Below are 22,988 nucleotides of genomic sequence, written 5' to 3' on the forward strand. Positions count from 1 at the left end.
GTTTTATGAAAAAGAGTCTACTCGCAGCGTTGGCGATTACGATGACACTGGGCATGGGGAATGCAGTTGCCCAACAGTTAACGTATCCTACAAAAAATATTGATGTTGTCATCCCGAAAAATCCGGGCGGTGGTACTGATACTTCTGCTCGCACTATCATTGAATTTGCAAAAGATGTGATGCCAGCTGGACGTATCTTCGTTCCTGTGAATAAGCCTGCTGGTAATGGTTTAACTGGCCTGATTGAAGTTGCTAATGCGCGCCCAGATGGCACAAAATTAGTGATGACAACCGTTGAATTGGCGATGTTCCCACACCAAGGGAAATCACCAGTTACTTATAAAGACTTTACCCCAATCGCAACAACCATTGCCGATCCCGTGGTATTAGTTGTTAATGCCGAATCACCTTACACCACGTTACAAGAGTTTATCGATGGCGCGAAAGCGAACCCGGGTAAACTGAAAGTAGGTAACTCTGGTATGGGTGCTATTTATCACTTAGCTGGTGTTAATATCGAGCGTACTACTGGTACTAAATTTAACCATATCCCTTATAACGAAGGCACCGGTCCTTCAATTGCAGCATTAGTAGGTAATCATATTGATGGCGTATTAACCACACCAGGTGCGGTTAAATCTCAAGTTGATGCGGGTATTTTACGTGTTCTTGGTGTAATGGATGAACGTCGTTTCCCATTATTCCCAGCTGTACCAACTTTCAAAGAAGCACTGAAATTAGACACTAACGTAAAAATGCGTGCTTGGGCTGTATTAGCAACAACCGCTAATGTCCCTGATAACGTGAAGAAAGAGTTAGTGGATGCATTCTCTGAAGTAGTTCAAAAACCTGCATATCAAGAAGCACTGAAAAAACAAGGTATTATGCCTGTATTTATCACTGGTGACGATGCTTACCAAATGATGAAAGAAGACCACGAGATGTATGCTGAGTTAATTTCAACAACCCTGAAAAAATAACTTTTCTATTATTATAAACCACCCTACCTGTTACGGCAGGTAGGGTCGGGGAGATCCCGACATGACAAAAATCAATACAATCATCGGTGCGATTTCAGTGGCTTTCGGGGCACTTATTATCTATCTCTCCCGTGATATGAGCATGTTTGATGATTATGGTGTACCAGGGGAACGTTTTTGGCCTTACGGTTTAGCCATCTTATTTATTTTACTGGGGATTTTTCAATGGATTAGTATTGTGGTTGATAAAATCAAACACGTGCACAAGTCTGTTGACCTAAGTTCTACCGCAGTTAAACGCGCTTATGGTTTAGGCATCTTTATGTTGGTCTATGCCGCGGGCTTACATTTTTTTGGTTTTATTATTCCGTCATTGCTTCTTATCCCGGTCATTATGTGGCTGATGAATGAAAGAAAACCTATCGCGTTGGTCGTTATTCCCATCGTGATGGTCGCCGCCGTTTATGTCTTCTTTGACATTATCTTTAATTCACCTCTGCCAACCTCCGTCTTTTTTGAGTAAGCGGTAAAGGAGCTTTGAGATGGAAATATTAGACGCTTTAATGGTCGTTTTCAGTCTGGAAACGATAACGATGATCCTGTTAGGGGTATTCGCGGGTATTATTATCGGTGCATTACCTGGCTTAACAGTGAATATGGGAATTGCATTGCTACTCCCATTAACATACTCCTTCCAAGGAATGACAGGGATATTACTCCTGCTAGGAATGTATTGTGGTGCCGTTTATGGTGGCTCAATTACCGCGATATTGATTAGTACACCAGGTACTCCGGCCTCTGCTGCAACAGTCTTGGATGGTTATCCAATGGCGAAAAAAGGTGAAGCAGGGCGAGCTCTGGGGTTATCCACAATGGGCTCCATGTTTGGAGGGATCTTTAGTACGATTGCCTTGATTGTGATTGCACCTCAATTGGCAAAAGTGGCAACAGGTTTCTCCGCAGCTGAGTATTTCGCGCTCGCAGTATTTGGCATAAGTATTATTACCAGTGTATCATCGCAATCGATTGTGAAAGGATTAATGGGTGGAGCAATTGGTTTAGCGATTGCGACCATAGGGCTTGATCCGATGACGTCAGGACCTCGTTTTACCTTTGATACCGTTTATTTAATGGGTGGTATTTCGTTTATTCCTATCTTGGTCGGTTTGTTTGCTTTCTCTCAAGGACTTATTAGCTTTGAAGAAGAGTACCGTGAACGTAAGCAGAAGAAGAACGAAAAAATTAACGCACGTATTCACCGAGTCTTACCAACATGGGCTGATTTTAAACGTGTATTACCAACTTATTTTCGTTCATCTGCCATTGGTACAACGATTGGTGCAATTCCGGGAACGGGCGGAGACATTTCATCATTTATCTCTTATAACGAAGCAAAGCGTTGGTCTAAACACCCTGAAGAGTTTGGTCACGGTTCACCAGAAGGTGTTTCTGCGCCAGAAGCGGGTGCAAACTCCGTCACAGGCGGAACTATGGTGCCGTTAATGACCTTAGGTATTCCAGGTGATGGTGCAACCGCCATTATTATGGGTGCGTTTATGGTTCAAGGATTGGCATTGGGGCCTCAGCTCTTTACAGACAATCCCGTTGAAGTAAACAGTATCTTTATTGGCTTGATGATGGCGAATATTTTCCTCGGTATCTTAGGTTTCTTATGTATGAAACTCTTTGTTCGAGTGATGGATGTGCCACGCCGTGTATTAGTGCCTATTATCTTTGTATTGTGTAGTGTAGGTGCTTATTCTGTAAACCATAGCATCATTGATGTGTTTGTAATGATGGGGGCGGGATTGTTAGCTTATATTATGATAAAGCTCGACTTTTCCATGTCTCCTGTAGTTATCGGGATTATTTTAGGACCGATGGCTGAATCAAACTTACGTCGTGCTTTAATGATGTCTCAGGGCGACTTATCAATTCTGTATACTCGCCCAATTACAGCGACATTCTTAGGTATTGCGATACTGACGTTGATCCTACCAATTATAGGGCCTTCGTTAAAAGCAATGTGGAAGAAATGCCGAGCTAAGCCTGCTCAGTAAAGGTTAACTGGTCCTCATCATTACGATGAGGACCATATCAATGATGGAATATTAATGGCAAAAACAGTTGAACAGATTGCAAATGACCTGAATTTGTCTATTACCACAGTCAGATTGGTATTAAATGGCAAAGGTGATCAATACCGGATCAGTGCAAAAACACAAAAAAAGATAGCAGACTATGTTGAGGTGTTTGGTTATACCGTCAATCATGCGGCAAGAAGCTTAAAGCTGAATAAAACAGATACCTACGGATTGGTTATTCCTCGTCTTTCTAACCCGTTTTTTGCTGCTTTGGCTGAAAAATTAGAAATGCATTGTCACCAAATTGGTTGTCAGCTAACAATTAGCTGTACCTATGGTGATATCAAAAATGAAAATAAACTTGTTAAATCAATGGATGAACGCAATGTTGATGGCATTTTTATTGTTTCATCCAGCCGAAAAAATCAGTTACACCATGTGAAACACCGCCAAAAACCCCTCGTTTTCTTAGATAGAGATTTTTCTGTGAGTGATGCTATTTGTGTAGCATCAGATAACTGCGACAGTGGGGCTCAACTGACAAGAGCAATGATAAAGCTAGATGCGCCAATCCATTTTTTTGCGGGAGATGCGTTATTGCCTACGATTGCAGCGCGCTTACGAGGTTATGTACAAGCGATAAAAGGGCATTATGGCGATGATAGCCGTGTAACGGTCTCTTATGCAGAACATAATACGACCAAAGATGGCGAACAAATGATGAAACAGTATTTAGAGCAACATCAGAAAATACCGACTCATTTTATTGCCTCATCACTGCCTATTCTTGAAGGTCTATTGAGCGTTATTCGTCAACACGAAGGTGTTATTCCTGCTCACCTCCATATTGGTACATTCGATGATCATGTGATGTTGAGCTTTTTACCTAATAACGTGTGGTCAATGAAGCAAAATGAGGCTTTATTGGTCGAAAAAGCCTTTGAAATCATGTCTGCAAAGATAGCAGGCACCACAGTTAAATCCCCTGCATTAATAAAAACACAGCTTATCGAGCGCCTAATTTCTACCCAGTGAGTCAATTAAATCGCTTATTCGCCTCACTTTGTGAGTAGATTAGCAAGATTAATTGACTCATCACTGTATAAATAAAACACAATAGGAACATTAGTCTGCTCGTTTTATTGTTATTCTTTTTTTTACTTTTATAAATGCGCGCTACTCTATTGATAGAGCTTTAACAAAAATAAGGGCTCTTGATTATCTGCGATCAGAGGCTCATAATTTAAGCGGATAGTTCCATTTTATTAATATAAAAGGATATTAAAGAAAGATGAACGATGATGTTGACCGATGTCCTGAGTGTGAAGTAAGGGCATATTATACGAATGATTTTGTTCGTGTTTATCAAGCCTATTCTAATACTATTGCTCAGAGCGCAGTCGCAAACGGAACATTTGTTTCGCCCCCTTTTAGTATGACCCGTATGACTTGGGTAAAACCTTCCTTTCTTTGGATGATGTACCGTTCTGGTTGGGGACGTAAAGACGCTAATCAAGCTTCTATTCTTGCGGTTGATATTACGCATGAAGGCTTTCAAGAGATGCTGACTCAAGGAGTTGTGAGTCATTTTGACCCAGACCGCTATACTAGCGCTGAAGCTTGGAAAGAAGCGTCAGAAACCAGTAATATCCGCATTCAGTGGGATCCTGAACGTGATATTTATCTTAATCGACTCAGTTATCGCACCATCCAAATTGGTTTGCGAAATCAAGCAGTTGAAAAATATTGTAAAGAGTGGATTGTGAATATTACGGATATTACCGATAAGGTACATAAAATAGATGCTTGTATTGCTAATGGTGATCTCGATACCGCATACAGCCTATTGCCAGCAGAAAAACCATATCACTTTGGTGAATAATTCATCAGAATGTCACCCCGCTTTATTGGCGGGGTAATTGTGTCAATTCATGCTCTAACAAGTTCAGGACGAACACCCAGCGTGTGGCAAATAGCATAAGTTAATTCTGAACGATTAAGCGTATAAAAGTGAAAATCTTTTACCCCTTCACGACTTAAAATTTTCACCATATCAATTGCAATTGAGGCACCTACTAGACTACGGGTTTCAGGATCATTCTCCAATCCATCAAACATTTTATTCATCCATCCCGGAATTTTTACATTGGTTAAACCCGCAAAGCGTTTTAGCTGTTTAAAATTAGTTACAGGCAGAATACCTGGTACAATTTCCACATCAATCCCTGTTGAAACACAGCGATCACGAAAACGTAAGTAACTTTCTACATCAAAGAAAAACTGAGTGATGGCACGATTTGCTCCCGCATCGACTTTTCTTTTTAAATTGATTAAATCTGCTTGCGCACTTTTGGCTTCAGGATGCACTTCAGGATAAGCCGCCACAGAAATATCAAAATCGCCCACCCCTTTAAGTAAATGCACTAAGTCAGTGGCGTACATTTCTGGCTTTTGTGTGTTATCGGGCAAGTCTCCGCGTAAAGCGACAATATGACGAATACCACTTTGCCAATAATCTTGTGCGATATGCTGGAGTTCTTCACGGCTTGCATCAACACAAGTTAAGTGTGGTGCTGCTTCTAATCCTGTGCGTTCTTTTATTCCTTTAATAATAGAGTGTGTTCTATCACGCTCTCCTGAGTTTGCACCATAAGTCACAGAAACAAAGCTCGGTTTTAAGGTATTTAAACGCGCAAGAGATTGCCAAAGGATATTTTCCATCTCTTCGGTACGAGGAGGAAAAAATTCAAATGAAACTTGGATCTGGCCATCAAGTTCAGCAAGATTTTGGTTTAGCGCTTCATGTTGGCTTGCGTGATAAAAGCTCATACCTGTACCTCATCAATCGTGTCACTGTGTTGTTATTTTTATTTAAGTATCACTACTTATTTACCCATCTAACCATTTAGACGTCTAGATGTAGATTCTCTTAATTAGGTTATTTAGTCAACAACTATTCGCCCTATTTTTGATGAGGATAATTCAATCAAAAGGAGAGGGAATTTCATGTTGAAAGCGACTCTATGATGAAAGTGAGTATATTGAGGGGTTAATTTTCTCATTTTTCTTCTACAATAAAACTAACTAACGTATTGATGGGAGGCGAAATGATCACCTGTAAACGTGTTTATGATGATAAAGATGGTGAGCATGAAGGTTATCGTGTGTTAGTCGATAGGCTCTGGCCAAGAGGGGTGAAAAAGACAGATTTTCATTATGATGAATGGAATAAAGGTGTTGCGCCTTCGACTGAATTGCGAAAATGGTTTCATGGAGGCGGCGGTGATTTTGCTGAATTCACACAACGTTATCTCCAAGAATTAATGGCGGCACCAGAACATTGGCAATCGCTTGTTGCGATAGCAAAAGAGAAGCCTTTGGTATTACTTTATTCAGGAAAAGATGAGCAACAAAACAATGCTACCGTGTTAAAAGCCTTTCTAGAAAAACAGCTTAAATAGCGGTTAATTTAGGGTGTTTTGATGATTTTGATATGAAAAAAGCAAAAAAAAGTGGCGCGGTATTAGGCGCCACAAAAATTGCTAATAAAAACATCGAACAGAGTCAGAGAATAGTATGACTACTCTTATGAATTTTGAGTATTTGCTGCTAACCATTGGGCAATACGTTGTTTTTGTTCGTCATTTAGCCACATGCCGAGTTTAGTACGACGCCAAATAGCATCATCCACTTCAATAACCCACTCATGTTTTACTAAATAACGTAATTCTGCTTCATACAGATTATGACCGAAGTTTTCACCCATGCCTGCTAAATCAGTAATGCCTTCAAGCAGTAATTCGGTGTTGCTACCATAAGTACGGGCAAAACGCAGTGCCAGTGCTTCTGGTAACCAAGGATGACGTTGGCGAATTAAACGTGAATAACCATCACGATCACAACCTTCTAAATTACCGCCTGGTAATTGACCATTTTTAGTCCACGGTTTACCCATGTTAGGGAAGTAAGCAACAAGTTTATCAACAGCGTGCTCACCTAATTTACGATAAGTCGTTAATTTACCACCAAATACAGATAACAGTGGTGTTTGACCATTATCATCATGAACATCTAAGGTGTAGTCACGGGTAATTGCTTGTGGTGAATCTGATTCATCGTCACATAATGGACGTACGCCAGAGTAATCCCATACCACATCTTCTTTAGTTAACTGCTTTTTAAAGTGATCGTTATAGACTTTCAGTAAATACTGAATTTCGTTGTCATCGATAGCGACATCTTTAGGATCGCCTTTATATTCAACATCCGTAGTACCAATGATAGAGAACTCATCCATCCAAGGAATAACGAAAACAATACGGTTATCTTCGTTTTGTAAAATATAAGCTTGTGGTTCGTTATGAGCACGAGGAATAACGATATGGCTACCTTTAATTAAACGGATACCATAAGGTGATTTCAGTTTTAAGCCTTCATCAAATAAGGTTTTAACCCAAGGACCTGCTGCGTTTACTAAGGCTTTAGCTTGGTAGAGCGATGTTTCACCTGTGCGTAAATCTTTTGCTTCTACCATCCATAAATTATTTTCACGCCAAGCGCGGGTGACTTTTGTGCGTGTGCGCACTTCACCACCACGACGGACGATTTCTTGTGCGTTGAGTACCACTAAACGTGCATCATCAACCCAACAGTCTGAATATTCAAAACCGCGTGTTAATTCTGGTTTTAAAACAGAGTTTGCACCAAATTTAATACCTTTACTGCTTGGTAGGCTTACTCGTTTTCCTAAATGATCATAAAGGAACAGACCAATACGGATCATCCAAGCTGGGCGTAAGTGTGGTTGGTGTGGTAGGCGAAAGCGCATTGGAAATGCGATATGTGGCGCTAAGCGTAATAACACTTCACGCTCTGCCAATGCTTCGCTTACTAAGCGGAATTCGTAGTGTTCTAGATAACGTAAGCCACCATGAATAAGTTTAGAGCTCGCGGAAGATGTCGCACTTGCTAAGTCTTGAGCTTCCAGCATAAGTACTGAAAGGCCTCGGCCAGCTGCATCCGCCGCAATTCCAGCGCCGTTTATTCCGCCGCCGATGACAATCAAGTCTTGAGTTTTCATAACATCCTCCTACGAATGCGCGAAACAATTCTTTAATGTTCGTTTTCGCTCATAATTGTAATGAAGTTTGATGAAAATGCCAACTATATAACTGATAAAAAACATAACCGCGTGATATGGATAACAATTTATTATCATATCCACATAATTTGTGGGCTTATTGAAAATAAGCAACATTGTTAATGTATTAATAAAAAAGAGAAGAAATAGAAGGAGTTAATTGAGTTTGATGGCGAATTGATAAAAAAAAGTACCTAAAAAGGTACTTTTCGAGGGAGTTTATTCAATTAACATAATTCGAGTTGAACGTTGTGTTGTTCAACAATTTTTTGTATCCCCGCTGGTGGTTCTTGATCGGTAAATAAGTAATCGATCAGATTCATATTGCCTAAATTTACCATCGCATTACGACCAAACTTAGAATGGTCAGTCACTAACATAACACAGCGCGAGTTTTCGATAATTGCGCGTTTAGTGCGAACTTCGTGGTAATCAAACTCAAGCAATGAGCCATCCATATCAATACCACTTATCCCTAAAATACCGTAATCAAGACGGAATTGAGAGATAAAATCAAGTGTAGCTTCACCGACAATCCCTCCATCTCGTGTACGCACTTCACCACCTGCAAGGATCAAACGAAAGTCTTCTTTGCCCATCAGTAATGTTGCTACATTAAGGTTGTTAGTTACTATACGGAGGTTCTTATGGTTAATAAGTGCATGTGCTACGGCTTCAGGCGTTGTACCAATATCAATAAATAGTGTTGCACCATCAGGAATTAAACTCGCCACGCGTTGCGCAATCCGTGATTTTTCATCAGACCACATAATTTTACGATCATGATAAGCGGTATTCACAGAACTTGAAGGTAATGCGGCACCACCGTGATGACGTTGGATTTTGTTCTTTTCCGCTAATTCATTTAAATCACGTCGGATGGTCTGTGGGCTGACTTCAAAATGTTCCACCAACTCTTCAGTGCTGACATAGCCCTGTAGGCGTACCAGTTCAATGATGGCATCATGTCGTTGCGTTTGCTTCACAGGTGTCCCCTAATGTTAAAAATATCATGTTAATTTTATTATGATCTACGAGATAATTGATGTCGATTATCCCACAAAGCCATCAATAAGCCGATAAGGAAGCCTGCAAAATGTGCAGCATTTCCGATAGAGTCACCTAAAACGCCCATATAACCTGCAACAATCCATAAAATTGAAAAGACGATTAAACCTGTTGGGGCGCCAATACCTTTTTCAGGATTACGTATTCCGGTTAAACCAACATAGCCAATTAATGCGTAAACAACACCAGAAAGCCCACCAAAGTTGGAATCTGTAAACAAGGATTGTGCCCAATTACTAAAGAGCGCAGAAACGAGCATGATCACAAATAATTTACTGGTACCTAATCGCTGCTCTGTTTGACTTGCGAGATACCACCACATAGCAAGGTTAAAGGCGATATGCATCAGTGAAAAATGAATAAATGCTGGAGTAATATAGCGCCAAACTTCAAGGTTTAAGCTCTCTTCATAAGGCCATGCTAAATGGAGCATGACATCATAGTCACCAACCACTTGTTGCCAGATAAAAACGAGGATACATAAAATAATCACCAGTACCGTTAACGGGCCTGAACGCTGTACCATATTTTTTACCGAAAAAGCTGGGCGATATTTTATACCCGTATTTTGCGGATTGCCGGTTTGCCAACTTGCGGCTTGATAGCGCGGATGAAAGGGCTCTCGTAGGAACGTGTTAAGTTCTTTTTCAACCATTTCTAACTGATGTTGGTCTTCTAACCAAAGTGAGATTTGCTGATTCTCATTTTTTGCGTGAATTCGCACACCTTTTGTTGCCATGTAATTGACAAATAAATCAGCAGCTTGAGGGTTAGAAAGCGTAATAATGTGGATCATTGACAAAACTCATCCGTCGTTATTGCAGAGACGTTATCGCTTGTGGAAACTCTCTTTGCCATGCTTCAAAACCACCATTAATACTATAAACGGTTTCAAAGCCCATATTAACCAGATATTGAGCTGCCCCTTGACTGCTGTGGCCGTGATAGCACATCACCATAACAGGAACATCAAAGTCAGCATTTTGTAAAAATTGATTTAGCGTTTCATTGGTGAGATGAAATGCATTTGTCGCATGACCAAAGCGATAACTCTGAGGATCTCTCACATCGACTAAAATAGCCGATTGAGATACCCAGAATTGATAAGCTTGTTCAATGCTAAGAAATTGAAACTTATCCATAATTGTCTTATTTATTATATTGTTAATTAATTTATTTGTTCTGAGCGAGAGAACGACACATTTATCATAACGTCAAATGGGTAAAGATAACGTAACTCTTTGTAAATGATTATTTTAATATAAAAATCCCCCATGATATCAGTGCAGGTGAATATCATAGGGGATTTGATACTGAAGGATCAGTAGTAGGAGTGTTCGCCACGTTGGTGCTCAGTTAAGTCTTTCACACCTTTTAATTCATTAGGGAACAGGTTTAATAGTTCTTTCTCGATGCCATCTTTTAAAGTGACATCAATCATTGAACAACCGTTACAACCACCACCGAATTGTAAGATAGCATAGCCATCTTCAGTGATTTCCATCAGACTCACGCGACCACCATGACCCGCTAATTGAGGGTTAATTTGTGACTGCAACACGTATTCAACACGCTCAATTAATGGTGCATCAGCATCAACTTTACGCATTTTCGCGTTAGGTGCTTTTAGGGTTAATTGTGAGCCTAATTGGTCAGTGACAAAATCAATTTCTGCATCTTCTAAGAAAGGTGCGCTGATATCATCAACATACGCAGAAAGTTTTTCGAACTTAATTTCAGTATCGTTTGGCTCTACGGCATCAGGTGGGCAGTATGAAACGCCACATTCAGCATTAGGTGTGCCTGGATTGATAACGAATACACGAATTTGGGTGTTGGGTTCTTGGTTAGCCAGTAGTTTGGCAAAATGCGCCTGTGCGGCATCAGTAATAATAATCATATCGTCTTGCTCAATAGTTGACTGTTCTGGTTGGTTATCATACGCCCAATTGGCGGTTAACTACAAGGTTCGACAAATCGCCCATACCTCAACAGAGCGTGCTCCCGCACGAAATAACAAGGGTACGATGGAATTTAATGTCGCACCTGTAGTGATAACATCATCAATTAGTGCCAGATTTTTCCCTGATACCGACACTGTGTTATTTAATACAAATGCATGTTTTAAATTTTGTTGCCTTTGCTTGGCATTAAGATGCGTTTGCACCAGTGTAGCACGAGTTCTTATCAGGGTATTCGGTTGATAAGCACAATTTAGCCATCTTGCCAAAGGCTTAGCGATAGCTTCTACTTGCTCAAAGCCTCTAGACCAACGGCGATGACGATGTAAAGGAACGCTAATAATTCTGTCAGGTTTCTGCACCAAATTTTCTCGCCGATGTGAAAGCCATCGCAATAGAAAAAGTCGTGCAAGACATAAAGCTATTTGAGGGCGAGGTTGGTATTTATAAAGGTGTAATAATTTATTTAATGGCGGTTGATAGTCGGTGACTGTCAACATCTGTTTCCATAGTGGGGGTGATTGTAAGCAACGCCCGCACAACATCATAGAATGATGAGAAGGATATAAGCAACAAGGGCATCGATTTTGTTGTTTTGGTAGATGTCGAATACAACTCGAACAAATACCTTTAGTATCATAATCTAAGGGTTGACGACATAGCCAACAATATCCTGCTATTGTTATCCACATAATGAACATCCTTGTAAAAGAGAAGAGAGCATAACAATGAATAAACTGTATTGGCAGACAATCGGTGAAGGAAAAACAGATCTTGTGCTACTACACGGATGGGGGCTGAATGCTCAGGTGTGGCAATCATTAATACCGAGATTAACCTCGCATTTTACACTTCATCTTGTTGATTTACCGGGTTATGGGCGTAGCCAAGGATTTTCAGCACTCACATTAAAAGAAATGGCAGAGATTGTTTTTGCAAAAGCGCCTGCTAATGCCATTTGGCTAGGGTGGTCTTTAGGTGGATTAGTCGCTAGCCGTGTTGTTTTAGATAATCCCAATAATGTACAAGCATTGATTACCGTAGCTTCTTCTCCTTGCTTTGGTGCACATGATACTTGGCCGGGCATCAAACCTGAGGTTTTGAAAGGATTTGAACAGCAGTTAAATGAAAATTTTCATCGCACAGTTGAGCGCTTTTTAGCACTGCAAACATTGGGTACTCAAAGTGCCCGTGAAGATATGAAAGCATTAAAATCCGTGGTATTAGAGCAACCACTCCCTTCTGTTGAGGTGCTTAATGGTGGATTAGAAATTCTACGTACTGAGGATTTACGAGAAGAATTGAAAACGTTGAGTTGTCCTTTTATTCGTTTTTACGGTTATTTAGACGGTTTGGTTCCTCGAAAAGTGGCCGAATTATTAGATACTATTTATCCACATTCACCTTCTGTTATTTTCCGTAATGCGGCTCATGCACCGTTTATTTCACATCCTGATGAATTCGCTCAAGCATTAATGAATGTCTGCGATATCACGTGATAGGGTGCTAAAAACTGCCCATATTTGGGCAGTGATAAACCTTTTTATACGAGCACGTTCTCAAGATGAAAAGATGTCTCAAAAATAGGGGCATTCTTTATGGTGTCAGCAACAGGGCAAGTGCGTTCAATAAAAGCGATAAATGCAGCAATTTCTTCTTCGCTATTATCAGCTTGAATAAAAAAGTGTGTCGTAATTTTACTAAAGCCTAATTTGGCGTCTTTATTTTTTCCCGTAAAACCATCGGTATCTAATTCGCCTTTAACTTCAATGCGAATATCGTTGAGATTAATTTTATGCATACGCGCAAAGCTTTTGGCAACAATCCCCTTACAAGCACCTAATGTACCCAATAATGCTTCAACAGGATTCATTGCACTGTCTTTTCCACCTAATGACATAGGTTCATCAAGTAAAAATTGAAACTGGCGTGATGCACATTGCATCTGTAATCCACCTTGTTTACTGGTTGTAATGGTCGATGAAAATTCAGTTATTGGCATAATTTTATATTCTTATAAAGTGAAATAACAATAGACGTCTTTACGTCTATATTTAAAGAATTATGCCGTGATAGTTAGGAAAGTAAATCATTAAATAGGAAGATGAAAATGATTCATCTTAAGCATTAGATAAAAACCCCTACATAAAGTAAGGGTTTTTGTGATGGCATTTATCAATTTGTTAGGTTAATTGATAAAGCTTTGTCTGGCAGGCAGTGGCTTCAGGGCAACTTTTACAACTGCCTGTAAGACACTCCTCTACATCTACTTCTTGAAGCTTACCCATCAATGTGAGCCGTTCTAACATTGCTTGTACCAACGGTTCAGGCATATTGAGTTGATGGCTGATAAGACGGGCATCGGCTCGACCATTAAGGGCGATACAATCACGAACTTCTATCAAACTGGCCATCTTACCTTTCCTTTGTCACCTAGTGACAACTACCTTTTGAACAACATTGTTTAGCCAATGAAGGCTTATTGCTTAAGTTTATTGTTAGACGACTACGGGCATTACGCAACAAGATAAAGAGAATTAAGTTAAAGATCACCACGGCAGCAATGGTTATGCCACTACTTTGCGGATGCTCACTAAAGGTTGCTACTTGATAGAACAGCGCTGACAATGAGTAAGCAATATTTAATCCCCAAAGAATGGAGAAAGTCATCCAGCCACGGCTTGTTTCACGGGCAATGGCACCCATTACTGAAACACAAGGTACATACAGTAAAACAAAGATTAAGTAGCTGTATGCGGCAATACCAGAGCCAAATTTAGCTCCCATGGTACCCATAGTGCCGGTATCCATTTCACCATCACCTTTACTTGCTTCAATTGGATTAGAAAGTGCGGCTAGGGTAAAGGTTTCTTTTAAGCTATCCCATGTTTCACCAAAAGCGTCACTAATTTCACCCCAAAGATCGAATTCTTCAGGATCAAAAGGCTCGTTCACAATGCTTTCCGCGGTATAAAGGGTATTTAATGTTCCTACAACCACTTCTTTTGCCATCGCCCCTGTGACTAAACCTACCGTTGCTTGCCAGTTATCGTTATGAACACCAATAGGTTGCAATAATGGTGTGATCACTTTACTGACCGATGCTAATGCAGAGTCATTGATGTTATCGGCAGGTTTACCTGAGAAGGTAAAGCTATTTAATGCACCGATAAACATACTGGCAATAATAATGACTTTACCAGCACGTATTACGAAGCCTTTTAAACGTTGCCAAGTTTGCATCAATAAGGTTTTTAGATGAGGCACATGGTAAACAGGCAGTTCCATCACGAAAGGTGAAGCTTCACCACGCATAATGGTATGTTTTAGCAGTAACCCCGTCAAAATAGCGACAACAATACCCAGAAGATAAAGCGAGAAAACCACACTCGCGCCATTTTTACCAAAGAAAGCGGCGGCAAAAACAGCAAAGATAGCTAAGCGTGCACCACAAGACATAAACGGTGCCATTAATACTGTGATTAATCGTTCTCTTGGAGCATCGAGGGTACGTGCACCCATAATGGATGGTACGTTACAACCAAAGCCGACAATCAGCGGTACGAATGATTTACCCGGCAGACCCAAAGCCTGCATCAATCTATCCATTACAAAAGCAGCTCGAGCCATATAGCCAGAATCTTCAAGGATAGATAAGAACAAGTACATCATCCCGATTTGTGGCACGAGAGGAAGAACAGTATTGATACCACCACCGACACCTTGTGCAAGGAAAATGGTTAACCATTCTGGAAAGTTAAAGGTTGCACCAATCCATTGAATACCATGAATAAAGATGGCTTCAGATCCACCCTCAAAAGCGGGTTGTAATGCACCACCGATGTTAATCGCCAAAACGAACATTAAATACATTACAAACAGGAAGATAGGTACACCTAACCAACGGTTTAATATCACTTTATCGATATTTTGTGTCAGGATGTTTGGCTTAATAGACTCCATATTAATCACAGTATGACAGATGCGTTCAATATTTTGATAACGGGCATCTGCAATGACTAATTCGGGTTCATTATTGTGTTCATCTTGAATTCGCTGACGAATGGCTTTGATATCTTCGGTGGTAACTTGAGCACGCTGATGGGTATAAATATCCCCTTCTAAACACTGTAATGCCATCCAACGGCGTTGCTGTAAATTAAACTCATCATGGTTAATTTTTTCAGCGAGCGCTTCGACTTCATTAAGTAACCATATTGGGTAGGATGTGAGTAATTCTTGTGGTTTTTTCTTTTCAGCAGGAAAAGTGTCAATCGCGTCTTTGAGCTTATCCATTCCCGATGCTTTTGTTGAAACCATAGGAATAACAGGGCAACCCAGTTGCTCAGACAACGCTTTGATATCAATTTGCATATCTTGATGTTCTGCAATATCGAGCATGTTTAATGCCACAATACAGGGAATGCCTAACTCAAGAAGCTGTAATGTCAAATAAAGGTTTCGTTCAAGATTAGAGGCATCAACAACGTTAATCAGCATGTCCGCTTCATTACTTAAAATGAAATGACAGGCAATTTGCTCATCAAGCGATGTCTGTTCTGAGATTGTCGTTAAAGAGTAAGTGCCGGGTAAATCGACGAGCTCAATTTTATGATTTGTCGTTGTGAAACGACCAACTTTGCGTTCGACCGTCACACCCGCCCAGTTACCTACGCGCTGGCGAGAGCCTGTTAACTGATTAAAAAGTGTCGTTTTACCAGCATTGGGATTGCCGATAAGGCCTATAGTGAGAGGAGTCATAATAGTGATGCCAATAGTTGTCTTGCCTGGTTGAATGAGAAATAACGATTATTTTTCGTTATGAACCACTTCGCTAAGGTTAATAAGTGCGAGATCTTTTTTTCTCAAAATGAGGGATACTCGGTGCGTTTCTATTTGAATAGGGTCACCCAGTGGTGCGATACGAATAACGTTAAACACAGCGCCAGGCAACATACCTAAAGATAGCAACTTCTGCCTGTATGCAGGGCTAATCTGAGGTGAGTAGCTCAAGATTTTATAACTGTGATTTGGGATCAGTGACATAAATCGTTCTTCCACGAATATTGATACAAAAAATAATGATACTGATAATTATTAACGTATATAAAAATTCACATAATAAGAGTCAGGATAATTATAATAAATATTTTTAATGCTAATGAGAATTATAATTATCTTTATTGGGTATAATTTAGCCTACTCTAGGCTTATCAACACTTGATTTAAATCAACCAGAGAAAAGATATTGGAAGGAAAACGAACTGTTTTCTCTATCTGTTACTAGACAAAAACAAAATGTGAAGAGTTGAGATATCAATGTAGCAACAAAATAACAATCAATTAATAATGTTAACTGATCACAAGATGAAAGTAGATTTCACTGAAATTAAAAGCGGGTTTCTCATTATTATTAAATAAGAAACCCGCATTAGGGTTATGAGATCGTTAGCTATTAGTGAGTCTGTTGGTGGCTAAAAAGCTGGTAAATATTGTTAGGGGTATAACTATTATCTTCGAATGAAACGACCCAATCTGTTATTAAATCTATATTGATAGGATAGATTTCACCTTCTTGCATCTCTTCAACATAAAATGGCACGTTGAGTAATTTGGCATAAACGATGTCTCCATCACGAGACTGTGGCACAAACCACATATGTTCAAGCTCTTTTTCTTCCTCTTCGCCATAAGGAATGCCGAACTTGATCATAAATTGCCAAGGGTTTTCAGCCTCTTCGGGTTTGTCTTTACCTAATAATTTGGAGAGAAAACCACTTTTTTTCTCAACAGATGGTTGATTGTAGTTATCAAACATAGAAACGAAGTATTCCCAGCGTCGCTTGGCTTTTTCAGACATCTCATAGGTTTCTTCATTGCTACGCAGTAGCATCATCGCTTGCTGCTCTTCATAACCTTTAAAGAAGGTTTCTAAAACAGGATTTTCTTCATTGGTTCTAAATAGCATAGAGGAAGGATGTTGATGATATTCGTCACGATCGGCTAAATCACCCAAGAAAACCCCATTGGGTGCACCTTCAGTGTCATAACGCATCTCTTCTAAAGGTCTAAGATTTTCGAGAGGTGTTGATTGATTGATATGGCGGATACCTTCTTCAAAAGGTAAGGCAACAAGATACTCTAAACCTGTTGATGTTTGTCCACAAAGCATTGGTTCTCCAAATTCGATTTGGCGATGATTAATGCTGTTGTTAACAAAGCAGCGGAAGAGATCAGGAATACCATAGTAAGATTCAAGCATACTTGGAATAACTAAATCGACTTCTGTTAAGCCACAGCGTGCGAGCCCATGAGTATGGAACCAAAACATTGTTGGTGGATCGTTCTCTGTATCATAGACTGCATGAATAACATATAAGCTTTCTACTTCAGGATAGAGATCGGGGGTCTTTAATTGAAAACGGACCCACTCTGGTGTTAAGGCTTTACCTGCCGCTGATTCATCTAATGCCAAAACCATTTCGGGGGCAATAATATTTAGAAAATTCAGTTGATGACGGTAACTTGCTAAGGGATGTAACGCCTCGGTAAAGAGCGTTTCTAATAATAAATCTTGAGTAGTGGCATTTGCGTGCGCTAATAACTGCGGGGTCAGTTCATCTGTCGAATACATTGGGCGTATTTCATAATCTTCATCTCGAGGATAAAGACAGACAAAAAAATGTAATTCATTATCTCCATGTTGGCAACGATAGAAAAAACCATCATCAATATTTTCACTCAGATAATTAATTTCACCATCCGTATAATCCGTCTGCTCTTCTAGGCGTTGCTCAATAAGTGCATAGTTTAGTGGCTGTGCAGGAAAAGCCACTATACGAGAGGGCACTTTTTCTCCTTGCCCGGCTGCGATATCTAAGTACTGCTGTCTGTTATCCATATTTCTTATCACTCGTATATTAAAGATAGAAAAATAGAATATCAGGGATGATAAGAGAGGAATAGGTGGAGTTATCTGAGCTTGATAGGTTTGTTTATGTCATCACAAGAAAAGGGTGTTTTCAAACATAAATCAAATGTGAAAAAAACGGAAAATATATAAAATTAATGGATATCAATAGGTTACTGATATCCATTAGATGTAAGGTAATCAAAGCAAATTATTAGCCTTTTGATTATTTACCTTTTAGTAATTGCATGATGTCTTCAGTTTTTTCTTCATCGTCATCATCTTCAAACTCAATACCGAGTTCAACCATTAATTCGTCAATACGATCAAGGGTTTTTTCAGTATAAGCCTGCTCTTCAGCGTTAAGTTTTTCACCATTTTCAAGGCGAGACAGTAATTCGTCTAAACGAGTATCGTTTTCTAACAAGTCTAATTCTTGTTCAGGTGTTAAACGAACCGGTTCTGCTTTGACGGGCGCAGGTTTTTTCTTCGCCACTTTAGGTGTATCACCCACAATCAGAGGGATTGGTTTTTTACTACCAATACGTGGATCTTTCGGTACTGTATTTTTAGTTTGGTTTTTATTTTCCATTTCCTGCTGACGGTTACCAGCAGGATTGCCACGGTGTTTCTTTTGACGTTTGCGTTCACGTCCTTCCGCGTTCAGCTCTTCACGTGTTTTTTTACGTGTTTTTGCTGCGGGCTTTCTTTTAATCATATTCATAATGGTAACTCGGTAGTGATCTTCTTGGTTGCGCAATCTATCAGAAACAAATTTTCAATAAAAGCGCAAATTTAAGACAATTTAATTTTTGCTCACGTACAATGTGCGGTTCATTTCACTATACTTTACTGTGTTGTGACATCTTTTAATGACCAAATTAAATTTATCAACTTAACTTTCTATTTATTATGACATTATCATCTGCGCAATTGCGTAAACCGGTATATTGGTGGGTTATTGGCTATGCGACACTGTGGATCTTAGTCAGCTATCTTTTTGACCCTACGGTGCCTTATGATGCCGTAGAAGCAGTCAATTGGGGTACCAATGGAGGTTGGGGTTCTCCTAAAAATCCTTGGTTTGTTGGTTTTATAATGTCACCTGCTATTTATGGCGGTGTCGATTTTAGCTTTTATTGGTATTTTATCCACTTTATTGTGATTGCTATTGGATTATTAGGTGTCTGGAATTTAGCTTATAAATTGACTCGTAACGCTAATCTTGCATGGTTTGCCATGTTAGGGCTTAATTTATCTGGCATTATTAACTTCGATATTATCCCTTATAACGATAACTATATTCTAGTCGGTTGCTGGGCTTGGGCTTTTTATTTTTTCCTCTGCGCAATCAATGACAATCAAAAATATTGGATTGGCTTTGCTATTGTTATGGGTATTGCCACAATGGGGAAATACTCATCACTAGCCTTTATGGGTTCTGTCTTTTTATTAAGCCTATTTGTACCTAAAGTGCGGGTGAGCTATCGATCGCCTTATTTTTATGTGGCGATTGCGATTTGGCTTGCTTTTGTTATCCCTAATTTTATTTGGTTATGGCAAACCGATTTTGCCGCGTTTAAATGGGTTGATTCTCAAATAGAGAGCCGTTTTAATTTGCGTACGACGCGTGCTGCGCTGACGGTTTTTTATCCTGTTATCTTGATGTGGGTTATATTACGTCTTTATGGTGGCCGTGTAAGTTGGTCTGCATCTCCAGATAGCCAATTACTGAATTTTATTTTGTTATTTCCATTAGTGATTATTTTTACTTGGTTTAGTTTTCATGAAGGGGGGCGTATCAGCGAGTGGTTACAACCCTTTATGTCGATTGCGACTGCACTTTTTGTGGGCTCAATTAGTGTCATGCCTAAACGTTCATTACGTGGCGCACTGTATGGTTTAGGTGTTTTTGGTATGTTGGTTGTTTCTGGTTATACCGTCGTACAAGCCGCTAATGTGCGTAATGCGGGTCAAAAATTTATTGGTGTAAAAACCTTTGTGCAAGATGTTGAACAAGCTTGGTATCAGCATTATCACACGCCACTTGCGTATGTGGGCGGCGAGTATATGCATGAATGGGTGACTTTTTATGGCAAAGATAGACCATTATCTTCACAGCCGTGGATATTAGAAAAAAATGTACAACCGCCTAATATCTATAATCGGCATATTACGCTTCAACAATTAGAAGAGAAAGGTGTCGTATTGGTGAGTGAGGTGGGTTATTACTGTGAAAAAGCACATTTTGATGAAGGATTAAAGCACTGGCCGAGTTTAAAAATAGCCGATACTCAAGAGATAATGTTCCGTTCTGAGCCAAATGCTATTGCAGAGCCGGTTTGTATTGCATTCGTGGCTCCAAACAGTCATAAGGAAAAGTAGAAATGCGTTACGCTGATATTCAGGTTGAAACATCAAGGTTGATTTTGCGTCCCTTTGAAATGGGAGACGCTGAAAATTGGTTTAATATTATGAGTTCACCTGAAGTCACTCGCTACTGGAGCCATCTTCCTTGGCAATTACTGCAAGAAGCGCAAGAAGATATCATTCAAGATATTACCCATATGGAAAGAAAAGAGTATCTGCGCTTAGCGGTAATAGACAAAGAGACAAATGCATTAATGGGAATGTGTGTTTTCTTTAATCATTACCCTAAGTCACAACGAGGCGAAATAGGGTATTGCCTTGATACGCCATATCAAGGGAAAGGGATCATGAAGGAAGCTATGGTCGCATTTATCACGTACCTCCAAACACATTTATCTGTTCGTCGTTTAGAAGCGGATATTCATCCGAATAATAAAGCATCAGCTGCTTTATTAGCTAAATTAGGTTTTGAACAGGAAGGCTATCTTAAACAGCGTTGGATAGTGGGTGATGAGATTTCTGATTCCATTATCTTTGGTTTGTTGTTGCCCACGAAAGTAGAGTAATTGCAGAAAATAGAAAAGCACAAGTGGTATATAACACTTGTGCTTTTCGCTACTTAGCCAAAAAAGAGGCTTGATTTTTTAAACTTAAAGCTTGGTTTATTGAAAAAATATCACCACGTACTTCTGGAATACCAAAAGATTTTAATCGGGCGCTGTGTTTCTCTAGATAAGCTTGAGCATTTTCTTTTGAATCAAAGAGATAAATCCCACCTGCTTTTTGTGTGTCTTTATTTTCAGTCCAAATTTTCCAAATAAAGCCAGGCTCTTGGTTGATTGATGCAGATAATGCATCCATAGCTTGTGTCATTTCATTATCGAAAGGACCATGATAAGGGAAATCTACTTGTAAAAGTACGTGCATAATCACCTCTTTTCTTATAAAAAACGGCACGTTATTGGTGCCGTTTGTCTGTATCATGATGTTCTTAATTTATTGAATATTAGAATAAAGAATTCAAATCAATAACATGAGTATCAATCAGTAATATTTTTAAAATAAACATTAATGAAACAATCACAACACACAGATTAATTTCTTTCCAGCGGAAAGTCCCTATCTTCATAACACAATAAGCAATAAAGCCTAGAGCGATACCTTCTGTAATTGAGAAGCTAAATGGCATCATGACTGCGGTGATAAAAGCTGGAACGGATTCAGTTAAATCATCCCATTTCACCCGCGTAAGGCTGGATGTCATTAATACACCCACATAAATTAGTGCGCCTGCTGTTGCATAGCTTGGCACCATACCTGCCAGTGGAGATAAGAAGATAGCAAGTAAGAAAAGAATACCCACAACAACCGCAGTTAAGCCTGTACGACCACCGACAGAAACACCAGAAGTACTTTCGATGAAGGCGGTTACAGACGATGTACCCATTGCAGAGCCTGCAACAGAACTTAAGCTATCGACGTATAACGCTTGTTTCATACGTGGGAATTTACCTTTGTCATCGGTTAAACCCGCTTTATCTGTCACACCAATTAATGTGCCTGAAGAGTCAAATAGGTTTACTAACATAAAGGCAAAAATCACACCAGAAAGGCCGATATCTAAGGCACCCATAATATCTACTTTACCAACAACAGTGGTGATAGAAGGAGGAAGAGAGAAAACGCCTTGGTAGGTGACATCGCCTAATAATAGGCCAATTACTGTAGTGATAACGATAGAAATAAGAATAGCTGCGTGAATATTACGTGCGGCAAGAATGGCGATAATAAAAAAGCCTAATGCACCTAATAACACGTTATGAGAGGCAAAGTTACCAATAGTGACGATGGTATCGTTGTTAGGAATAATAATACCAGAGTTTTTTAAGCCCATCATGGCGATAAAAAGGCCGATACCGCTCGTAATACCCACACGTAAACTTAGCGGAATATGCGCTATTATCCAGTAACGAATACGAAAAAGAGTCAGTAAAAATAGACCTACAGCACCCCAGAAAATCGCACCCATAGCGACTTCCCATGAATATCCCATTGCGCCAACAACCACAAAGGCAAAGAAGGCGTTTAGGCCCATAGCTGGTGCAACAGCAATAGGTAAATTTGCCACTAATCCCATTAAAATACTGCCGAAAGCCGCAATTAAGCAGGTCGTCACGAAGACGGCTTTGATATCCATATTGGCAGCAGCGAGAATTTGAGGGTTAACGAAAATAATATAAACCATCGTTAAAAACGTCGTGATACCCGCAATTAGTTCGGTGCGAGCGGTTGTGCCGTGTTCTTGTAGCTTAAACACACGTTGGAGCAAACCCTGTGAACCAGAATTTGGTGATGACATGCTCATAGACAAAAGATCCCAAAAAAAAATGTTTTTCGCTTTATCCTACACAAATAAAACAATAACTGCACCTAAAAAAGTAATCGATTGCGTAGAAGGAAAATCTAAAGCTTAAA

Annotated in this window: 24 protein-coding genes; 9 read left to right on the top strand and 15 right to left on the bottom strand. The window is 39.7% G+C overall.

Features of this window, described 5'->3' with window-relative positions; genetic code table 11:
* Window positions 1-5: 5 nt before the first annotated feature.
* The 5 genes from ABN217_RS09285 (at window position 6) to ABN217_RS09305 (ending at window position 4,946) form a co-directional block, all read left to right on the top strand.
* A complete protein-coding gene (locus ABN217_RS09285) occupies window positions 6-980 on the top strand; it encodes a tripartite tricarboxylate transporter substrate binding protein (protein WP_231619347.1) in 975 nt (324 codons plus the stop codon).
* A gap of 61 nt (window positions 981-1,041) precedes the next feature.
* Window positions 1,042-1,503: a tripartite tricarboxylate transporter TctB family protein gene (locus tag ABN217_RS09290; RefSeq protein WP_196554407.1), complete on the top strand. Its 462-nt coding sequence runs from the start codon at window positions 1,042-1,044 to the stop codon at window positions 1,501-1,503.
* A 19-nt stretch (window positions 1,504-1,522) separates the two neighbouring features.
* Window positions 1,523-3,040: a tripartite tricarboxylate transporter permease gene (locus ABN217_RS09295; RefSeq protein ID WP_349459345.1), complete on the top strand. Its 1,518-nt coding sequence runs from the start codon at window positions 1,523-1,525 to the stop codon at window positions 3,038-3,040.
* A gap of 54 nt (window positions 3,041-3,094) precedes the next feature.
* Entirely contained in the window at window positions 3,095-4,099 is a 1,005-nt protein-coding gene (locus ABN217_RS09300) for a LacI family DNA-binding transcriptional regulator (RefSeq protein ID WP_340894274.1), read from the top strand.
* 256 nt (window positions 4,100-4,355) lie between these two features.
* Window positions 4,356-4,946, top strand: a complete 591-nt coding sequence (locus ABN217_RS09305) for a DUF4291 domain-containing protein (protein WP_340894271.1) — start codon at window positions 4,356-4,358, stop codon at window positions 4,944-4,946.
* 47 nt (window positions 4,947-4,993) lie between these two features.
* Here the strand turns inward: ABN217_RS09305 and metF are convergent, their stop codons facing one another.
* Window positions 4,994-5,893, bottom strand: coding sequence for a methylenetetrahydrofolate reductase (gene metF / locus ABN217_RS09310; protein ID WP_109408994.1), 900 nt, complete (start codon window positions 5,891-5,893; stop codon window positions 4,994-4,996).
* A 278-nt stretch (window positions 5,894-6,171) separates the two neighbouring features.
* On the opposite strand from metF, the gene ABN217_RS09315 reads away from it, so the two are divergent.
* Window positions 6,172-6,525 (top strand): DUF488 domain-containing protein, encoded by a 354-nt coding sequence (locus tag ABN217_RS09315; RefSeq protein WP_340894269.1) that lies wholly within the window; start codon window positions 6,172-6,174, stop codon window positions 6,523-6,525.
* Window positions 6,526-6,650: 125 nt separating this feature from the next.
* Here the strand turns inward: ABN217_RS09315 and glpD are convergent, their stop codons facing one another.
* From glpD to gntX, 6 genes are all read right to left on the bottom strand, one after another.
* Window positions 6,651-8,144, bottom strand: coding sequence for a glycerol-3-phosphate dehydrogenase (gene glpD, locus ABN217_RS09320; RefSeq protein ID WP_196554404.1), 1,494 nt, complete (start codon window positions 8,142-8,144; stop codon window positions 6,651-6,653).
* Window positions 8,145-8,431: 287 nt separating this feature from the next.
* Window positions 8,432-9,190: a DeoR/GlpR family transcriptional regulator gene (locus ABN217_RS09325; protein ID WP_006534541.1), complete on the bottom strand. Its 759-nt coding sequence runs from the start codon at window positions 9,188-9,190 to the stop codon at window positions 8,432-8,434.
* Window positions 9,191-9,228: 38 nt separating this feature from the next.
* A complete protein-coding gene (gene glpG / locus ABN217_RS09330; RefSeq protein WP_196554403.1) occupies window positions 9,229-10,068 on the bottom strand; it encodes a rhomboid family intramembrane serine protease GlpG in 840 nt (279 codons plus the stop codon).
* Window positions 10,069-10,087: 19 nt separating this feature from the next.
* A complete protein-coding gene (glpE, locus tag ABN217_RS09335) occupies window positions 10,088-10,414 on the bottom strand; it encodes a thiosulfate sulfurtransferase GlpE (protein WP_072068864.1) in 327 nt (108 codons plus the stop codon).
* Between the two features lie 179 nt (window positions 10,415-10,593).
* Window positions 10,594-11,172 carry a Fe-S biogenesis protein NfuA gene (gene nfuA / locus ABN217_RS09340; RefSeq protein WP_072068863.1) on the bottom strand — a complete coding sequence of 193 codons (579 nt, stop codon included), beginning with the start codon at window positions 11,170-11,172 and terminating at the stop codon, window positions 10,594-10,596.
* 60 nt (window positions 11,173-11,232) lie between these two features.
* Entirely contained in the window at window positions 11,233-11,925 is a 693-nt protein-coding gene (gene gntX, locus ABN217_RS09345; RefSeq protein WP_196554402.1) for a DNA utilization protein GntX, read from the bottom strand.
* 36 nt (window positions 11,926-11,961) lie between these two features.
* On the opposite strand from gntX, the gene bioH reads away from it, so the two are divergent.
* Window positions 11,962-12,732, top strand: coding sequence for a pimeloyl-ACP methyl ester esterase BioH (gene bioH / locus ABN217_RS09350; RefSeq protein WP_196554401.1), 771 nt, complete (start codon window positions 11,962-11,964; stop codon window positions 12,730-12,732).
* Window positions 12,733-12,776: 44 nt separating this feature from the next.
* On the opposite strand, the gene ABN217_RS09355 is transcribed toward bioH, so the two are convergent.
* From ABN217_RS09355 to yihI, 6 genes are all read right to left on the bottom strand, one after another.
* Complete coding sequence (locus tag ABN217_RS09355) at window positions 12,777-13,235, bottom strand: OsmC family protein (RefSeq protein ID WP_072068860.1); 459 nt, start codon at window positions 13,233-13,235, stop codon at window positions 12,777-12,779.
* A gap of 181 nt (window positions 13,236-13,416) precedes the next feature.
* Entirely contained in the window at window positions 13,417-13,647 is a 231-nt protein-coding gene (locus ABN217_RS09360; protein WP_072068859.1) for a FeoC-like transcriptional regulator, read from the bottom strand.
* Window positions 13,648-13,666: 19 nt separating this feature from the next.
* Entirely contained in the window at window positions 13,667-15,994 is a 2,328-nt protein-coding gene (feoB, locus tag ABN217_RS09365; RefSeq protein WP_349439495.1) for a Fe(2+) transporter permease subunit FeoB, read from the bottom strand.
* Window positions 15,995-16,042: 48 nt separating this feature from the next.
* On the bottom strand, window positions 16,043-16,279 hold the full coding sequence (gene feoA, locus ABN217_RS09370) for a ferrous iron transporter A (protein WP_036914344.1): 237 nt from the start codon (window positions 16,277-16,279) through the stop codon (window positions 16,043-16,045).
* A 409-nt stretch (window positions 16,280-16,688) separates the two neighbouring features.
* The gene (locus tag ABN217_RS09375) at window positions 16,689-18,134 is read right to left on the bottom strand and encodes a DUF4026 domain-containing protein (protein ID WP_196554400.1); all 1,446 of its coding nucleotides are present in this window, start codon (window positions 18,132-18,134) and stop codon (window positions 16,689-16,691) included.
* Between the two features lie 235 nt (window positions 18,135-18,369).
* Complete coding sequence (yihI, locus tag ABN217_RS09380) at window positions 18,370-18,867, bottom strand: Der GTPase-activating protein YihI (RefSeq protein WP_072068857.1); 498 nt, start codon at window positions 18,865-18,867, stop codon at window positions 18,370-18,372.
* Between the two features lie 188 nt (window positions 18,868-19,055).
* Between yihI and ABN217_RS09385 the strand changes: the two genes are divergently transcribed.
* The gene (locus ABN217_RS09385) at window positions 19,056-20,528 is read left to right on the top strand and encodes a glycosyltransferase family 39 protein (protein ID WP_196554398.1); all 1,473 of its coding nucleotides are present in this window, start codon (window positions 19,056-19,058) and stop codon (window positions 20,526-20,528) included.
* A gap of 2 nt (window positions 20,529-20,530) precedes the next feature.
* Window positions 20,531-21,079 (top strand): GNAT family N-acetyltransferase, encoded by a 549-nt coding sequence (locus tag ABN217_RS09390; RefSeq protein ID WP_072068855.1) that lies wholly within the window; start codon window positions 20,531-20,533, stop codon window positions 21,077-21,079.
* 49 nt (window positions 21,080-21,128) lie between these two features.
* Here the strand turns inward: ABN217_RS09390 and ABN217_RS09395 are convergent, their stop codons facing one another.
* Both ABN217_RS09395 and ABN217_RS09400 read right to left on the bottom strand, forming a co-directional pair.
* Window positions 21,129-21,440 (bottom strand): monooxygenase, encoded by a 312-nt coding sequence (locus tag ABN217_RS09395; RefSeq protein ID WP_072068854.1) that lies wholly within the window; start codon window positions 21,438-21,440, stop codon window positions 21,129-21,131.
* Window positions 21,441-21,519: 79 nt separating this feature from the next.
* Window positions 21,520-22,878, bottom strand: coding sequence for an NCS2 family permease (locus ABN217_RS09400; protein ID WP_197269775.1), 1,359 nt, complete (start codon window positions 22,876-22,878; stop codon window positions 21,520-21,522).
* Window positions 22,879-22,988: the final 110 nt, after the last annotated feature.

Origin of the sequence: Proteus sp. fly-1067 (genome assembly GCF_040139345.1) — a bacterium.
Lineage (GTDB): Bacteria > Pseudomonadota > Gammaproteobacteria > Enterobacterales > Enterobacteriaceae > Proteus > Proteus vulgaris_B.

Coding starts and splice junctions, on each gene's coding strand:
- bioH (WP_196554401.1), top strand. CDS start 11,962: ATGAATAAACTGTATTGGCAGACAATCGGTGAAGGAAAAACAGATCTT.
- ABN217_RS09360 (WP_072068859.1), bottom strand. CDS start 13,647: ATGGCCAGTTTGATAGAAGTTCGTGATTGTATCGCCCTTAATGGTCGA.
- ABN217_RS09390 (WP_072068855.1), top strand. CDS start 20,531: ATGCGTTACGCTGATATTCAGGTTGAAACATCAAGGTTGATTTTGCGT.
- ABN217_RS09385 (WP_196554398.1), top strand. CDS start 19,056: ATGACATTATCATCTGCGCAATTGCGTAAACCGGTATATTGGTGGGTT.
- ABN217_RS09295 (WP_349459345.1), top strand. CDS start 1,523: ATGGAAATATTAGACGCTTTAATGGTCGTTTTCAGTCTGGAAACGATA.
- ABN217_RS09290 (WP_196554407.1), top strand. CDS start 1,042: ATGACAAAAATCAATACAATCATCGGTGCGATTTCAGTGGCTTTCGGG.
- glpE (WP_072068864.1), bottom strand. CDS start 10,414: ATGGATAAGTTTCAATTTCTTAGCATTGAACAAGCTTATCAATTCTGG.
- metF (WP_109408994.1), bottom strand. CDS start 5,893: ATGAGCTTTTATCACGCAAGCCAACATGAAGCGCTAAACCAAAATCTT.
- ABN217_RS09355 (WP_072068860.1), bottom strand. CDS start 13,235: ATGCCAATAACTGAATTTTCATCGACCATTACAACCAGTAAACAAGGT.
- ABN217_RS09400 (WP_197269775.1), bottom strand. CDS start 22,878: ATGAGCATGTCATCACCAAATTCTGGTTCACAGGGTTTGCTCCAACGT.
- glpD (WP_196554404.1), bottom strand. CDS start 8,144: ATGAAAACTCAAGACTTGATTGTCATCGGCGGCGGAATAAACGGCGCT.
- nfuA (WP_072068863.1), bottom strand. CDS start 11,172: ATGATTATTATTACTGATGCCGCACAGGCGCATTTTGCCAAACTACTG.
- feoA (WP_036914344.1), bottom strand. CDS start 16,279: ATGTCACTGATCCCAAATCACAGTTATAAAATCTTGAGCTACTCACCT.
- ABN217_RS09285 (WP_231619347.1), top strand. CDS start 6: ATGAAAAAGAGTCTACTCGCAGCGTTGGCGATTACGATGACACTGGGC.
- yihI (WP_072068857.1), bottom strand. CDS start 18,867: ATGAATATGATTAAAAGAAAGCCCGCAGCAAAAACACGTAAAAAAACA.
- ABN217_RS09305 (WP_340894271.1), top strand. CDS start 4,356: ATGAACGATGATGTTGACCGATGTCCTGAGTGTGAAGTAAGGGCATAT.
- ABN217_RS09315 (WP_340894269.1), top strand. CDS start 6,172: ATGATCACCTGTAAACGTGTTTATGATGATAAAGATGGTGAGCATGAA.
- ABN217_RS09300 (WP_340894274.1), top strand. CDS start 3,095: ATGGCAAAAACAGTTGAACAGATTGCAAATGACCTGAATTTGTCTATT.
- glpG (WP_196554403.1), bottom strand. CDS start 10,068: ATGATCCACATTATTACGCTTTCTAACCCTCAAGCTGCTGATTTATTT.
- feoB (WP_349439495.1), bottom strand. CDS start 15,994: ATGACTCCTCTCACTATAGGCCTTATCGGCAATCCCAATGCTGGTAAA.
- gntX (WP_196554402.1), bottom strand. CDS start 11,925: ATGTGGATAACAATAGCAGGATATTGTTGGCTATGTCGTCAACCCTTA.
- ABN217_RS09395 (WP_072068854.1), bottom strand. CDS start 21,440: ATGCACGTACTTTTACAAGTAGATTTCCCTTATCATGGTCCTTTCGAT.
- ABN217_RS09375 (WP_196554400.1), bottom strand. CDS start 18,134: ATGGATAACAGACAGCAGTACTTAGATATCGCAGCCGGGCAAGGAGAA.